The 13,974-nt window shown below is 66.4% G+C and carries 14 protein-coding genes; 8 read left to right on the top strand and 6 right to left on the bottom strand.

Annotated elements, in window-relative coordinates:
* Positions 1–4 precede the first annotated feature (4 nt).
* Complete coding sequence (locus B4M62_RS00460) at positions 5–340, bottom strand: hypothetical protein (protein WP_290703567.1); 336 nt, start codon at positions 338–340, stop codon at positions 5–7.
* Positions 340–1,200, bottom strand: a complete 861-nt coding sequence (gene mca / locus B4M62_RS00455; protein ID WP_290703565.1) for a mycothiol conjugate amidase Mca — start codon at positions 1,198–1,200, stop codon at positions 340–342. Before mca ends, B4M62_RS00460 begins: the two co-directional genes overlap by 1 nt.
* Positions 1,201–1,223: 23 nt before the next feature.
* Between mca and B4M62_RS00450 the strand changes: the two genes are divergently transcribed.
* The 3 genes from B4M62_RS00450 (at position 1,224) to greA (ending at position 3,077) form a co-directional block, all read left to right on the top strand.
* Positions 1,224–1,673 (top strand): DUF4307 domain-containing protein, encoded by a 450-nt coding sequence (locus B4M62_RS00450; RefSeq protein ID WP_290703563.1) that lies wholly within the window; start codon positions 1,224–1,226, stop codon positions 1,671–1,673.
* On the top strand, positions 1,670–2,434 hold the full coding sequence (locus B4M62_RS00445; protein WP_290703561.1) for a queuosine precursor transporter: 765 nt from the start codon (positions 1,670–1,672) through the stop codon (positions 2,432–2,434). Before B4M62_RS00450 ends, B4M62_RS00445 begins: the two co-directional genes overlap by 4 nt.
* A 157-nt stretch (positions 2,435–2,591) precedes the next feature.
* Positions 2,592–3,077 carry a transcription elongation factor GreA gene (gene greA / locus B4M62_RS00440; RefSeq protein ID WP_290703559.1) on the top strand — a complete coding sequence of 162 codons (486 nt, stop codon included), beginning with the start codon at positions 2,592–2,594 and terminating at the stop codon, positions 3,075–3,077.
* Positions 3,078–3,179: 102 nt separating this feature from the next.
* On the opposite strand, the gene B4M62_RS00435 is transcribed toward greA, so the two are convergent.
* A complete protein-coding gene (locus tag B4M62_RS00435) occupies positions 3,180–3,545 on the bottom strand; it encodes a helix-turn-helix domain-containing protein (protein WP_290703558.1) in 366 nt (121 codons plus the stop codon).
* A 152-nt stretch (positions 3,546–3,697) separates the two neighbouring features.
* Here B4M62_RS00435 and B4M62_RS00430 point away from each other — a divergent pair, with 152 nt between their 5' ends.
* On the top strand, positions 3,698–5,920 hold the full coding sequence (locus B4M62_RS00430) for an MMPL family transporter (protein ID WP_290703556.1): 2,223 nt from the start codon (positions 3,698–3,700) through the stop codon (positions 5,918–5,920).
* Between the two features lie 2 nt (positions 5,921–5,922).
* Complete coding sequence (locus B4M62_RS00425; RefSeq protein WP_290703553.1) at positions 5,923–6,552, top strand: TetR family transcriptional regulator; 630 nt, start codon at positions 5,923–5,925, stop codon at positions 6,550–6,552.
* A gap of 10 nt (positions 6,553–6,562) precedes the next feature.
* Here the strand turns inward: B4M62_RS00425 and B4M62_RS00420 are convergent, their stop codons facing one another.
* Complete coding sequence (locus B4M62_RS00420; protein ID WP_290703551.1) at positions 6,563–8,506, bottom strand: amidohydrolase; 1,944 nt, start codon at positions 8,504–8,506, stop codon at positions 6,563–6,565.
* Positions 8,507–8,586: 80 nt separating this feature from the next.
* Between B4M62_RS00420 and B4M62_RS00415 the strand changes: the two genes are divergently transcribed.
* The gene (locus B4M62_RS00415) at positions 8,587–9,081 is read left to right on the top strand and encodes an SRPBCC family protein (protein ID WP_290703549.1); all 495 of its coding nucleotides are present in this window, start codon (positions 8,587–8,589) and stop codon (positions 9,079–9,081) included.
* A gap of 54 nt (positions 9,082–9,135) precedes the next feature.
* Here the strand turns inward: B4M62_RS00415 and B4M62_RS00410 are convergent, their stop codons facing one another.
* Both B4M62_RS00410 and B4M62_RS00405 read right to left on the bottom strand, forming a co-directional pair.
* Positions 9,136–10,293 carry a cystathionine gamma-synthase gene (locus B4M62_RS00410; protein WP_290703547.1) on the bottom strand — a complete coding sequence of 386 codons (1,158 nt, stop codon included), beginning with the start codon at positions 10,291–10,293 and terminating at the stop codon, positions 9,136–9,138.
* On the bottom strand, positions 10,286–11,695 hold the full coding sequence (locus B4M62_RS00405) for a cystathionine beta-synthase (protein ID WP_290703545.1): 1,410 nt from the start codon (positions 11,693–11,695) through the stop codon (positions 10,286–10,288). The genes B4M62_RS00410 and B4M62_RS00405 overlap by 8 nt, the downstream gene beginning before the upstream one ends.
* Positions 11,696–11,783: 88 nt before the next feature.
* On the opposite strand from B4M62_RS00405, the gene B4M62_RS00400 reads away from it, so the two are divergent.
* Entirely contained in the window at positions 11,784–12,725 is a 942-nt protein-coding gene (locus B4M62_RS00400) for an SGNH/GDSL hydrolase family protein (RefSeq protein WP_290703543.1), read from the top strand.
* A 23-nt stretch (positions 12,726–12,748) separates the two neighbouring features.
* Positions 12,749–13,972, top strand: a complete 1,224-nt coding sequence (locus B4M62_RS00395) for an acetyl-CoA C-acetyltransferase (RefSeq protein ID WP_290703541.1) — start codon at positions 12,749–12,751, stop codon at positions 13,970–13,972.
* Positions 13,973–13,974 lie beyond the last annotated feature (2 nt).

Genomic DNA, 13,974 nt, shown 5'->3' with positions numbered 1-13,974 from the left:
CCGACTACTTCTCCGACGACGGGGAATGTGTCGGGCCGCCGGTCGCATCGACGCCGCCGGCGCCGTCATCAGTGGCACCGTCATGAGTGGCACCGACGTCGTCGGTGCCCTCGTCGAAGGCCTGGTCGGGCCCGGGGTGGTCGGCGTCGAACGACTCGGGGAGCTTGCGGAGTTGCGAATTCATCGAACGGATCAGCAAGGCCGTTCCCGCCAGCAGGACAAGGATCACCAATAGCCCCAACGGGGAGGCCTTGCCGAACTCGGGGCCCTTGGTGGTGTCCACCGGCACGGCGAGCAACTCCGTCAGATTCGATGCAACGATCGCGATCGTCGGACTCATCACTCCTCGATCCCGGTGAACAGGTCGGTCTCAGGGATCGACGTCGTCACCCGTGTCTGCGCCAACTCGAACTCTTCGGTCGGCCACAAGCGCTGCTGCCACTCCAAGGGTACTGCGAAGAAAAACCCATTCGGATCTATCTGCGTGGCGTGCGCCCGCAATGCGTCGTCGCGCTGCCCGAAATAGTCCGCACAAACGATCTGGGAGGTGACCCGGCCCATCATGTCGCCACCATTGCGATCCCATTTCTCCAGCCACTCCTTGAACGGACTGTCCCGCCCGTGGCGGTCGAACTCTTCGGAGAAGCGCAAGATTCGGTCGCGGATGAATCCGTGGGTGTAGTACAGCTTGCTAATGGTCCACGGATCGCCGGTGCCGGGGAAGGCGCCGGGATCCCCAGCCTCCTCGTAGGCGGCCACCGAAACCTCGTGGCATCGGATGTGGTCGGGATGGGGATAGCCGCCGTGCTCGTCGTAGGTGACCATCACGTGCGGCCGAAAGTCGCGGACCACGCGCACCAGCGCCTCGGTCGACTCCTCCAGCGGCACCGTTGCGAACGATCCTTCCGGCACCGGCGGCAGCGGATCACCCTGGGGAAGTCCGGAGTCGACAAAGCCGAGCCAGGTTTGCGAGACGCCGAGTGCTGCGGCCGCCTCGGCCATCTCGTCGCGACGCACCTGTGGAAGATTCTCCAAGATTCCCGGCCGATCCATCGCCGGATTCAAGATGTCGCCGCGCTCGCCACCGGTCAATGTGACGACGAGGACGTCGTGGCCTTCGGCCGCGTAGCGCGCGATCGTCGCCGCGCCCTTGCTGGATTCATCATCGGGATGCGCGTGAACCGCCATCAGTCTGGCCATGCGTTCATGGTAGGTATTGACGGGTGAACGCATCCGACGGGGGCGCATACGGACCCCGCGCCACCTACCCGGCCCAGCGATCGTCGGTATCGCGGCGCCAATGGTTCCTGGTGCTGACGGGGGTGGTCGTGGCAGCGGGTGTGGCGCTGGCCGTCCTCGGCTTCCAGAAGTTCGGAAGTCCGGACGTCTCCGGCGAGGGCACGGGCTACTTCATCACCGGCCCCAACACAGTCGACGTCCAATTCACCGTCAGCCGGTCGGATCCGGCGCTACCGGTGTCCTGCGTGATCCGGGCCCGAGCCAAAGACGGCAGTGAGGTCGGCCGGCGCGAAGTCCTGGTCGAGGCGGGAACCGCGCCCCGAGTCGGCGTCCGCGCCACCGTGCACACCTCGGCTCGCCCGGTGACCGGCGAGGTCTTCGGCTGCGGGCCGACGGTGCCGCCTTACCTCACCTCGCGAGACGACGACAGGTGACCGAGACCGCCGCCCGGCCCCACCGCGCCTACTTCGCCGCGACCGGGAGCCGTTATTTCCCCGTGCTCGTCGGCCTGTTCGTCGGCGTGATGCTGATCAGCAATGTCACGGCGTCGCGCCCAGCCGTGTTCTTCGGGTCGTGGCTCACCTTCGATGTGGGCCCACTGCACGTCAACGGCCTGCCGACCGATGGAGCATTCTTCCTGTTCCCATTGGCCTACGTACTCGGCGACGTCATCAGCGAGGTGTACGGGTTCCGCGCGATGCGACGCGTCATCGCCCTTGGCTTCGCGATCCTGCTGGTCGCGTCGGCGAGCCTTTGGCTGGCCGACCACTTGCCGATGTCGGACCCGGTGACCGAGGCCCAGACCCACGAACTGCAGACTGCCTTCCACACCGTCTCCGGCGTGATCCCACAGATCCTTCTCGCCGGTCTGGCCGGCTATCTCGTCGGCGAATTCCTGAACTCCTATGTCCTGGTGCGGATGAAGGAACGCTCCGGTGAGCACCGGTTATGGGCGCGCCTGCTCGGTTCGACGGTGGTCGGCGAGGCTGCCGACACCATTGTGTTCTGCGCGATCGCCGCCCCCGCCCTGGGCTTCACCACCTTTTCGTCGTTCGCGTCATACACGGTCGTCGGATTCGTCTGGAAGGTTCTCGTCGAGGTTGTCGTCATGCCGGTCACGTATGCGGTGTGCGGATGGCTCAAGCGCAAGGAGCCGACGTACGGCCCAACCGAACTGTCGGCAACGAACAGATAACGGTTGTGCCTCACAACACAACGACTGGTAGGCTCGATGAGCAGCACGGCCCCAACACGCGGGGCCGTGTTCAGTTGCATTTAGGACAGAGTCCACTCCGCGGACCCACATCAATGAGGCGGGCTGCGCGGAATTCGGACCAGAAGAAGGAGTACCCATGACCGACACCACCTGGCTGACGCAGGAGTCGCACGACCGCCTCAAGGTCGAGTTGGACACCCTGATCGCCAACCGTCCGGTCATCGCCGCCGAGATCAACGAGCGCCGGGAAGAGGGCGACCTCAAGGAGAACGGCGGCTACCACGCCGCGCGTGAGGAGCAGGGCCAGCAGGAGGCGCGCATCCGCCAGCTGCAGGAATTGTTGAACAACGCGAAGGTCGGTGAGGCGCCGACGCAATCAGGTGTCGCACTCCCCGGCTCGGTCGTGACCGTGTACTACGACGGCGACGAGTCCGACACCGAAACATTCCTGATCGCCACCCGAGAGGACAGTGGCGCCGATGGGCTGGAGATCTACTCGCCCAGTTCCCCGCTCGGCGCGGCCCTGATCAACGCCAAGGTCGGCGATACCTGCAAGTACTCGGTGCCCTCCGGCGCCCAGGTGAAGGTGACGCTGGTCAAGGCAGAGCCTTACCACGGCTGACCGACCCCGTCTGACCGGCCTCGTTCCCTCGCCGTTTCGTCGAGCCCACCCCGATCGGTGGCGGATCGACGAAACAGTGGTGGGCGGGTGTGGACGGAGTCGCTAGACCTCGTCATCGCCGGGTTTGCCCGCGAGCCGCTCGCCCAGCTCCGCCTCGACCCGCGATCCGTCGGTGAGCTCCGGCGACTGCTCGGGCAGCATCGATTCGACGTCGGGCAGCAATACGGCGGGCGGGACGCCCAGCGCGGCGGCGAGCCGATAGACCGTCGACAACTGTGGATCGGAGATGAACGGCTCGCGATTGCTGCGCGCCCGTTCCAAATTGGAGACCTGGTTGCGATGCAGGCCGGCTTCATGCGCCAAGGTCTCCTGTGAGAGACCTCGTTGCCGTCTGACCTGTACCAGCCGAAAGGCGAACGAGTTCGCGTAGGACCCCCAATCGAGGGCTCCGCGGACTCGTCTGGGCACGCGTTCAAATCTTGTTTAGCCACATCACATTGTCAGCACACCAAGATGTGCGGGCACCGTCGGCGGAAATCTGGGCACGATCGGCGTGATGCTCACCACCCACCGGCTCGCACCGGTTGCACGAAAAAGTGTTAGTCAGTAACACTTAAGACATGTCGTCATACTTGTTCAGCCTCGGACGCTTCTCGTTCCGCCACAAATGGTGGGTGATCGGCGCCTGGGTCGCGGCGCTGGCCATTCTCGCCGGTCTCATCAGCGGCCTGCAGCCGAAGTTCTCCAAGGACTTCGATCTACCCGGCACCGACGGCGGTGTCGCCATGTCCCAGATGCAGGAGTATTTCCCCGATCTGACCAAGTCGCAGACCGAGGCCAACACCCTGGTCGTCATCGGCACGGACAAGAAGAACGGCCCCGACGACACGCTGGCCAACCACACCGACGCGATCAACGCTCTGGTGGCCGACCTGCAGAACCTGCCTGACGTCGCCGACAAGAAGGCGATCGTCAACCCGGTCATCGCCGCGCAGGCCATACCCGCGATCGCACCCAAGGTGTTGGGCGACCATGGACGCGTCGGACTGATCTCGGTTCACCAGTCGACCAGCATCATGGACCTCAAACCCGAGAACAAGCAGGCGCTCACCGACATCCTCGCCAAACATCGAGGCCACGGCCTACAGGTGGAAGCGACGATGGGCGTGATGCAAGCCCAAGAACAGCCGGGCAAGGCCGAGATGATGGGCTTCGCCATCGCCTTCGTCGTGATGATCATCGCCTTCGGCGCCATCGTCGCCGCGTTCATCCCGCTGATCACCGGCATGGTCGGTGTCGGTCTCACCATGATGCTGCTCATGGTGTCGGCCAAGTTCGTCAGCGTGAACCAGACCGCGACCGCCATCGTGACGATGCTCGGCATCGCGGTTTCCATCGACTACGCCCTGTTCATCGTCTCGCGCTACCGGACCGAGCGCAGCAGAGGGGGCGATCCTGCGGATGCGGCCGGACGCGCCGTCGGCACTGCGGGCTCAGCCGTGGTCTTCGCCGGCCTCACCGTCATCGTGGCTGTCGCTGCGCTGATGGTCATCGGTATTCCGTTGATCACCCAGATGGGCCTGGGCGCCGCCATCGCCGTCGCCGTCGCCGTGCTCGCCGGCCTTACGCTGATCCCGGCTCTCCTGGGCGCCGTCGGCCGATTCGCCTTCACCCCCAAGATCCCGTGGATCCGCCATGCCGAGGAATCGGCCACCGCCGACACCCTCGGCGTGCGGTATGGGCGGACCATCGTCAAGCGCCCCATCCCGTTCATCGTCGGCGGACTGTTGATCCTGTCGCTCGCCGCGATCCCGATGAGCCGGATGGAACTGGGCATGGACACCGTCTCCGACGACGAGGTCGCCGCACAGACGCTGCTCAAACAAGGTTTCGGTGAAGGTACCGGCGCCGACCTCTTCGTCGTCGTCCATGCCGGCAACGGCTCGGTGACTGCTGCCGCGGACGCCGCCGTCAAGCAGATCCAGGGCTTGGCCGACGTCGCCGCCCCGACCACTGTCAGGTGGATCGGCAACGGCACGGGACCCAACCCCAACGAGGGTGCGAACACCGCACTCATCCTGGTCACCCCGACCAGTTCCGCGTCGTCTCCACAGACCCACGACCTCGTGGAACGCATCCGTGCCACCAGCCCCGACATCGCCAAGCAGAACGCCGAAATTCACGTCGGCGGACAGACCGCGATCATGTCGGACCTGACCGCCAAGCTCGACAGGGCCTTGATCCCCTACTTGCTCGTGGTGGTCGGGCTCGCGTTCCTGATCATGATCGGCGTCTTCCGGTCCGTGTGGGTGCCGCTGATCGGGACGCTCGGGTTCATCTTCTCGGTGCTGGCAACCTTCGGTGCCACCGTGTTGTTCTTCCAGGAGGGCGCACTGGGCCTCATCGACCACACCAAGCCGATCCTGTCGTTCTTGCCGATCTTCCTGATCGGCGTCGTCTTCGGCCTGGCCATGGACTATCAGGTGTTCCTCGTGACCCGAATGCGCGAAGAGTACATCCACGGCATGAGCGCCAAGGACGCGATCATCGCCGGCTACCGACACGGCGCGCGGGTGGTGACGTCGGCGGCGATCATCATGATCAGCGTCTTCTCCGCGTTCATGCTGGCACCGGACACCATGGCCAAGATGATGGGCTTCGCCATGGCGATCGCCATCTTCTTTGACGCGTTCATCATCCGCATGACAGTGGTACCTGCCGCGATCGCGCTCCTCGGCGACCGCGCCTGGGGGTTGCCCAGCTGGCTGGACAAGCTCGTCTTCAACTTCGACATCGAGGGCGAAGCGGTTCGCAACCGGGGGCTCGAGCCCGCACCGGCCTAGTCATGTCCACGCATACCGACGGGCGCGGACTCGGCCCGAACGTGACCGGCACCGGCGGGGTGCGGGCCCTGAAAAAGGCCCGCACCCGCACCGCCATTCGCACGGCAGCCATGGAACTGTTTGCGCGACAAGGCTATTCGTCGACGACGGTGGAGCAAATCGCCCAGGCCGCGGGGGTGTCGCACACGACGTTCTTTCGCTATTTCCAGTCGAAAGAACAGGTCATCATCGGCGACGATCTCCAGGAGCAGCGCGAGGCCTCCCTGCGCCTCATCCCGCCCGGACTCAACCATTTCGACCTTGTGCGCCACATGATCGCCGATCTCTTCGCCATCGGAGTCGCTGATGAATGGGCGTCGAACTACGACCGGATGGCCGTCATCAACGGCGACCCGGAACTTCGGTTCGCCCACCAACTCGAGACCGAGCGGGTGATCACCGAGGCCACCCAGTTCATCGCGGACTACGCGGGTGTGCCGATCGACGATCTCCGCCTTCGAGTATTCGTCGCCGCGGTCAGCGGCGTCATGTTCCACATCGCCACCTCCGGCGAACGGATCGAAACCGACGACGCGTTGCCCCGGCTGTTGGCCGCACTCGACCTCCTCGAGCGCGGCCTCCCGCTGAACTGACTGGTCGTGACTACTTCTTGGTGGGTGAGCCACCCAGGTAGGTGTTGACCACGGGAATGGCCCCCACCTTCTCCGGCGCGGTCGCCAAGGGATTGGCGCCCAGGACCACGAAGTCGGCGACCTTGCCCGGCTCGAGTGACCCGACCCATTTCTGCAGTCCGTGCTGGGTGGCCGGCTCGATCGTCACCGCACGCAGGGCTTCGGCGATGGTCGCCCGATGCTGGGGGCCCAGCACGTAGCTCATCGTGAAGTCCGGGTATGCCCAGGTCTGCCGGGTCACGGCCTGCTGGATATACCAGAGCGGGCGAGCGGGCGTAACCATCGAGTCGCTGTGCAACGACCACGGTATGCCGTACTCACGGTCGTAGCCGATCGGATCGATGTTCTGCGCGGCGCCAGAACTCAACATCGCCTGGAAAGCATCTCCCCAGTACGCGACATGTCCGATGAGGTGGGTGACGCGCACGTCGAGCGCGGGCACCTTCTTTCCGCCGACCTCGTAGTCGCCGCGGCGCAGTTTGGCCAGATCCGCCGACACCGACTCGTCGCCGACGGTGTGGTGGATCAGCAGGACCGGTTCGGTCGCCTTCTTCTGCAACTGCAACCTGGCGAGCGCTTCCAGCGCCCACCTGTTGGCCCCGTTGCCGTTGGCGTGCAGCTGAATCCGCCAGTTGCCGGCCAGCCAATACTGTTTGAGGTCTGCGACGATCGCGTCGGGACCCGCGACGTCGGCACGACCTTCGCCGCCGGTGTCACAGTGGCCGCCGCTCCGGTAGGCGACGGGCGGGGCCAGCTTGCCCGTGCACCCCTGGGTGGAACCGTCGATCCACAGCTTGATGCCGCCGGCGCCCAGCCAGTGCGGCAGCACGCACCCGCGGTCGACGGTCGGGTCGCAGCCGGGTCCGGTCGACTGGATCCCGTCCCGTGCCGCGGTGTCAAAGGTGACCGCTCCGGTGACGCGCAACGGGAAGTCCTTGCTATCGGCCAGCAACTGGTCGGCGGTGAGCTGGTTTCGGCCCTGAACACCACCGTCGGTGATCGTGGTGAGTCCGGCGGCGCGCAACTTCTCGATCGACTTCATCACCTCGGGCCGGTTCTCGGTGAACAGCTTCGCCGGATCTGAGGCGCTTGCCCCCGCAATATTGCTCTTCGCCATGGCCGCCAGAAACGGGGCGTACCCGGCGGCTTCCTGCAGCTCACCGGTGAATTCGCCACTGGCGTCAGTCACCCATCCGCCGCCGTTCTGGGTAACCGCGCCGGGAACCGCACATTTCGGTTGGCCGCCGCAAACCGCGGCAAACGCCTTGTCGTTGGCGTAGGCGAGGTGGCCCGACTGGTCGAGAATGAGGACCGGACGGTCCTTGCTCACACAGGCATCGAGGAAGCCCTTCGGCCGCTGCGTGAACGTCGCCGGTCCGCTGGTGCCGCATCGACCGGGGATGAACTGCTGGCGCGAGGGGTCCAGGTTCATCCCGAAGATGAACTCGGGCGCATTCCCCGCGGCCGGGGCGATGGCCATCGACTGCAAAGCCGACGCGACGTCGGCGAGCTTTCCACACTCGACGCCATCGCGGGTCTCGAATGGCGGCGGCAGGCAGGGTGCGATGTTGTGCGTGCCCATGAGGTCCTGAAGGATGGTCGCCCCCAGGTGCATGTGCGGCTCGACGAATCCCGGCATCAGCACCTGACCGGGATCGAGCCGCACCGTCGTGACGTCTGCGGGCAGGCCTGCCCGGACATGGCGTTCAGTTCCGATCTTCACGATGTGTCCGGCGTCGTTGACCGAGACTGCCTGCGCGACCGAGTTCTTGGCGTCGACAGTCAGAATCGTGCCCAGGTAGACGGTCGATGCCGCATCGTGCCCGCTCGGGCCGGTCTCCGAGCCACATCCGGCAACGACACCGAGAAGTGTTGCCGCAAAGAGCATTCCCAGAACCCGAGCGCGCGTCAGCATGCCTGCCTCCAGAAACGTGATGCGACGATCGCTGCACCCTACGCCGAACCACGACGGTCGACGGCAATACACTCGGATCCATGCCGTTCGCATTGGCCCCGATCACCGAGTCCTTCTTCGACGACGCCCCGACGCGATACGTCATCGACGTCACCGTCCCGGCAGCGCCCGACCACGTCTGGTCGGAGTTCGCCCGGCAGAACACGCTGGACTGGTGCCGGGCACTCACCAGGGTGACCTACACCAGTCCCGAGCCGCACGGCGCGATGACCACGCGTACCGCGGTGCTGCTCGGCGGAGTCACCGTGCACGAGCAGTTCTTCATCTGGGATGAAGACCCCGCCGCGCACCGCTACCGGCACGCCTTCTACGGCAGGGACGCCACGGTGCCCGGTCTGAAGCACTTCGGCGAATACACGGCAGTGACCCCCGCCGACGGCGGTGGCACCCGCATCGTGTGGAAGTTCGCGCTGCAGATGGGCGGAGTCGCCCTGCCCGCCCCCATCTCGTCGAGGGTTGCTGCGCTGGCCTTCGGATCCGTCAAGAGGGATACCGTCCGCCACTTCGGCGGCTAGCCGCACCGGGCACAGCCGGCGAGAATCCGGGCACAGTCGGCGAGGCCGCCGGGCTTAGGACAACGCGCGGTCCAGGTCGCCGATGAGGTCGTCGGCATCCTCGATGCCCACCGACAGTCGGACCAGATTGTCGGGGACCTCCAGTAGCGACCCTGCCGTCGACGCGTGGGTCATCGCAGCCGGATGCTCGATCAGCGACTCGATGCCGCCGAGCGACTCGGCCAGCGTGAACACCGTCGTGCGGGCGCACAGGTCCTGGGCGGCGGCACGGCCACCGGCCACCAGCACCGACACCATGCCGCCGTAGCGCTTCATCTGCTTGGCGGCGAAGGCGTGGCCGGGATGATCGGGCAGCCCCGGGTAGAGCACCTTCTCGATCTTGGCGTGTGTGCCGAGGAACTCGACAACCTTCTCGGCGTTGTCGCTGTGCCGGTCCATCCGCACGGCGAGCGTCTTGATGCCGCGCAGTGTCAGGTACACGTCGAACGGGCCGGGCACCGCCCCCGCGCCGTTCTGCAGGAAGGCGATCGCCTCGTCGGTCTCGGCGGAGTCGGTGACCAGGATGCCGCCGACGACATCAGAGTGGCCGCCGAGGTACTTCGTCGTCGAGTGCAGCACGATGTCGGCGCCGAGACTCAGCGGCTGCTGCAGGTAGGACGACGCAAATGTGTTGTCCACCACCAGCTTTGCGCCACCGTCATGGGCCACCGCAGCAATTGCCTCGATGTCGCCGATGTTGAGCAGCGGATTGGTCGGCGTTTCGACCCACACCAGCTTGGTCTGCGGGGTGATCGCGGCGCGCACCGCGTCGACGTCGTTGACGGCGGCCACCGAGTAGGTGATCCCCCACTGGCCGAACACCTTGTCGATGAGCCGGAACGTTCCGCCGTAGGCATCGTTGGGGATGACCAGATGATCCCCGGGGCGCAGCATCGCGCGCAGCGTCGCATCGGTCGCGGCCATCCCCGATGCGAAGGCGCGCCCGTACCGTCCGCCCTCGAGCGCCGCCATGTTGGCTTCCAGCGCACGGCGCGTCGGGTTGCCGGTGCGCGCATACTCAAAGCCGTCGCGCATACCGCCGACGCCGTCCTGGGCGAACGTCGAACTGGCGTAGATCGGCACGTTGACCGCACCGGTCTGCGGGTCCGGCTCGTACCCGGCGTGGATCGCGCGGGTCGAGAAACCCTGTCCCGCAATGTCTCGATCAGTCATGGCTTCCTCCGGCGATGGGGTGCTTGGTCACAAAGGCCAGCAGGTCGTGGCGGGTGATCACACCGATCGGCTTGCCGTCCTCGACGACCATCAGCGCATCGGACTTGCCGAGCTCGTTGGTCGCGGCGGAAACCGGTTCGCCGGAGCCGATCAGCGGGAACGACTCCCCCATGAACTTCGAGACCGGATCGGCGAGGCTGGCCGCACCGGAGAACACCGCCGAGAGCAGGTCGCGCTCGGTCACGGCACCGGCGATCTCGCCGGCCATGATCGGCGGTTCGGCACCGACGACGGGCATCTGCGAGACGCCATACTCGCGCAAGATCTCGATGGCATCGCGCAACGTCTCCGACGGGTGCGTGTGCACGAGGTCGGGCAGGGCCCCGGACTTGTCGCGCAGCACGTCACCGACGGTCGGCTCGGCAGCATCGCGGCCGTCGAGGGTCGAACGGAGGAACCCGTAACTACTCATCCACTCATCGTTGAAGATCTTCCCCAGGTAGCCGCGACCACCGTCGGGCAACAGCACGACGACCAGCGCGTCGGGTCCCTCGCGCTTGGCGACCTGCAGCGCTGCCACGACCGCCATCCCGCAGGAGCCACCGACGAGCAGGCCCTCTTCACGGGCCAGGCGCCGGGTCATCTCGAAGGAGTCGGCGTCGGAGACCGCGATAATCTCGTCGGGGACGCTCGGGTCGTAGGCCTGCGGCCAAAAGTCCTCGCCCACCCCTTCCACGAGGTAGGGCCGTCCGGATCCACCCGAGTACACCGATCCCTCGGGGTCGACGCCGACCACCTTGACCGCGCCGCCGGACACCTCTTTGAGGTAGCGGCCGGTACCGGTGATCGTGCCGCCCGTGCCGACGCCGGCCACGAAGTGGGTGATCTTTCCGTCGGTGTCGCGCCAGATCTCCGGTCCGGTCGTCTCATAGTGGCTCGCCGGGCCGGCCGGGTTGACGTACTGGTTCGGCTTCCACGCCCCCGGGATCTCGCGGGCGAGGCGGTCGGAAACGTTGTAGTAGCTGTCCGGGTGTTCCGGCGGGACCGCGGTGGGGCACACGACGACCTCGGCGCCGTAGGCACGCAGCACGTTGCGCTTGTCCTCGCCGACCTTGTCCGGGCACACGAACACGCACTTGTATCCGCGCTGCTGGGCCACCAGGGCAAGACCGATGCCGGTATTGCCCGACGTCGGTTCGACGATGGTCCCGCCTGGCTTGAGCAGTCCCGCCTCTTCGGCGGCGTCGACCATCTTGACCGCGATGCGGTCTTTGGAACTGCCGCCGGGGTTGAGGTACTCGATCTTGGCGGCGACGGTTCCCGACCCCGGTTCGACCACCGAGTTGAGCTTGACCAGCGGCGTGTTGCCGACCAGGTCGATCACATGATTGGCGATGCGCATACTTCTATCGTCGCACCCGATTGGCCACTGGGCACACCGGCCCCGTGGTTCCCGGTCCGCACGGGCCGAACACAGTAGTGTTCAACCCGTGCCGTCAGCTGATTCCGATGAGAAGGCCGACCGGCTCCTCCGCGACGTCGGTGCGACGGTCGTGGCCGCCGGTGCTAGCGCCGCCGCGTCGTATGCCGCCTACAGCTATCTGAACTCGCAGGCGGCGCACGCCCGTCAGATCATCCCGCACCGCACCGACAACGCGCCCAACGGCGACGGCGTCTACCTCCCCGACGGTCAGGGGCCGATTCCCTACACCCGCGGCATGGACGTCGACCTCCATCTCGGGGTGTACGGGGATTCGACCGCTGCGGGCCTGGGGGTGGATACCGCCGAAGAGACACCGGGCGTGCAGCTCGTCCGCAACCTGGTCCGCGAGACCGGTAAGACGGTCCGTTACAGCAACAAGGCGATCGTCGGGGCCACTTCGAAAGGCCTGGCCGCGCAAATCGATGCGTCGCTGATCGCGAAGTCCCGCCCCGACGTCGCGGTGATCTTGATCGGCGCCAACGACGTCACCGCGGTGAACCGGGTGCGGGCATCGGCCCGCCGGCTGGGCCAGGCGGTACAGCTCCTCGTCGACGCCGGCGCCAAAGTCGTCGTCGGCACCTGCCCCGACCTCGGCGTCATCACCGCCATCCCGCAGCCGTTGCGCTGGGTGATCCGCCAGTACAGCCTGCGGCTGGCCACCGCTCAGCGCTCCGCGGTACGCGGCCACGGAGGACGCGGGGTACCCCTGGCCGACGTCCTCGCCAAAGAGTTCCTCGCGCGACCCGAGCACATGTTCTCAACCGACAACTATCACCCCTCGGCGGCGGGCTATGCACTCGCCGCGAGCATCCTGCTGCCCGAGGTCCTCGACGCCGTCGGCGAGTGGGGCGGGCCGCTGCCGAACCCGCCGGAGGTGTCCGAGGTCGCCGAGTCGCGCCGCTTGGTCAACCGGTTGAGGCGGTTGCTGCCGTCCGCATTCGCCCGATAGCGCCTCGGGGTAATGTGACCGACATGCCTGAAGCAGTCATCGTCGCCCATGCCCGCTCCCCCATCGGCCGCGCCGGTAAGGGGTCCCTCAAAGACGTCCGTCCCGACGAACTCAGCCGCCAGATGGTGGCCGCCGCGCTCGGCAAGGTCCCGCAGCTCGACGTCGCCGACATCGAGGATATCCACTGGGGCATCGGTCAGCCGGGCGGCCAGGGCGGCTACAACATCGCCCGGGTCGTGGCGGTCGAACTCGGCCTCGACCACGTACCGGGCGTGACCGTCAACCGGTACTGCTCGTCGTCGTTGCAGACCACCCGCATGGCCATGCACGCCATCAAGGCCGGCGAGGCCGACGTGATCATCTCCGGCGGGGTCGAGAGCGTCTCGTCATTCGGCATCTCCGGGGCCGCTGACGGCCTGCCGAACTCGAAGAACCCCGAGTTCGACGAGGCACAGGCCCGCACGGAGAAGGCCGCGCTGGGCGGTGCCGGGACCTGGCACGATCCCCGCAACGATGCTTTCCTGCCCGACGTGTACATCCCGATGGGCCAGACCGCCGAGAATGTCGCCGCGTTCACCGGCATCTCGCGCGAGGACCAGGACCGGTGGGCAGTGCTCAGTCAGAACCGCACCGAGGCTGCGATCGCCAGCGGCTTCTACGCCCGCGAGATCGACCCGGTCACCCTTGCCGACGGCACCACGGTGACCGCCGACGACGGGCCGCGCGCCGGCACCACCTACGAGAAGCTCAGCGGGCTGAAGCCGGTATTCCGGCCGGACGGCACCGTGACCGCCGGCAATGCCTGCCCGCTCAACGACGGCGCCGCCGCACTGGTCATCATGAGCGACACCAAGGCCAAAGAGCTGGGCCTGACGCCGCTGGCGCGCATCGTCGCCACCGCGGCCACCGGCCTCTCGCCCGAGATCATGGGCCTGGGCCCGATCGAAGCGGTCCGCAAAGTCCTGCGGATCGCGGGTAAGACGATCGCCGACATCGATCTTGTCGAGATCAACGAGGCGTTTGCCGTGCAGGTTCTCGGCTCGGCCGACCAACTGGGCATCGACCACGACAAGCTCAACGTCTCCGGTGGTGCGATCGCACTGGGCCACCCGTTCGGCATGACCGGTGCCCGCATCACCACCACCCTGCTGAACAACCTGCAGACCCACGACGGCACCTTCGGCATCGAGACGATGTGCGTCGGCGGCGGGCAGGGCATGGCGATGGTGCTCGAGCGCTTGAGCTGATC

Source organism: Gordonia sp. UBA5067, from assembly GCF_002414845.1.
GTDB classification, from domain to species: domain Bacteria; phylum Actinomycetota; class Actinomycetes; order Mycobacteriales; family Mycobacteriaceae; genus Gordonia; species Gordonia defluvii.
The sequence above is the reverse complement of the archived record's forward strand: the minus strand, read 5'-3'. Positions and strand labels throughout refer to the sequence as shown.

Coding starts and splice junctions, on each gene's coding strand:
- B4M62_RS00460 (WP_290703567.1), bottom strand. CDS start 340: ATGAGTCCGACGATCGCGATCGTTGCATCGAATCTGACGGAGTTGCTC.
- mca (WP_290703565.1), bottom strand. CDS start 1,200: ATGGCCAGACTGATGGCGGTTCACGCGCATCCCGATGATGAATCCAGC.
- greA (WP_290703559.1), top strand. CDS start 2,592: ATGACCGACACCACCTGGCTGACGCAGGAGTCGCACGACCGCCTCAAG.
- B4M62_RS00430 (WP_290703556.1), top strand. CDS start 3,698: ATGTCGTCATACTTGTTCAGCCTCGGACGCTTCTCGTTCCGCCACAAA.
- B4M62_RS00425 (WP_290703553.1), top strand. CDS start 5,923: ATGTCCACGCATACCGACGGGCGCGGACTCGGCCCGAACGTGACCGGC.
- B4M62_RS00420 (WP_290703551.1), bottom strand. CDS start 8,506: ATGCTGACGCGCGCTCGGGTTCTGGGAATGCTCTTTGCGGCAACACTT.
- B4M62_RS00415 (WP_290703549.1), top strand. CDS start 8,587: ATGCCGTTCGCATTGGCCCCGATCACCGAGTCCTTCTTCGACGACGCC.
- B4M62_RS00410 (WP_290703547.1), bottom strand. CDS start 10,293: ATGACTGATCGAGACATTGCGGGACAGGGTTTCTCGACCCGCGCGATC.
- B4M62_RS00405 (WP_290703545.1), bottom strand. CDS start 11,695: ATGCGCATCGCCAATCATGTGATCGACCTGGTCGGCAACACGCCGCTG.
- B4M62_RS00395 (WP_290703541.1), top strand. CDS start 12,749: ATGCCTGAAGCAGTCATCGTCGCCCATGCCCGCTCCCCCATCGGCCGC.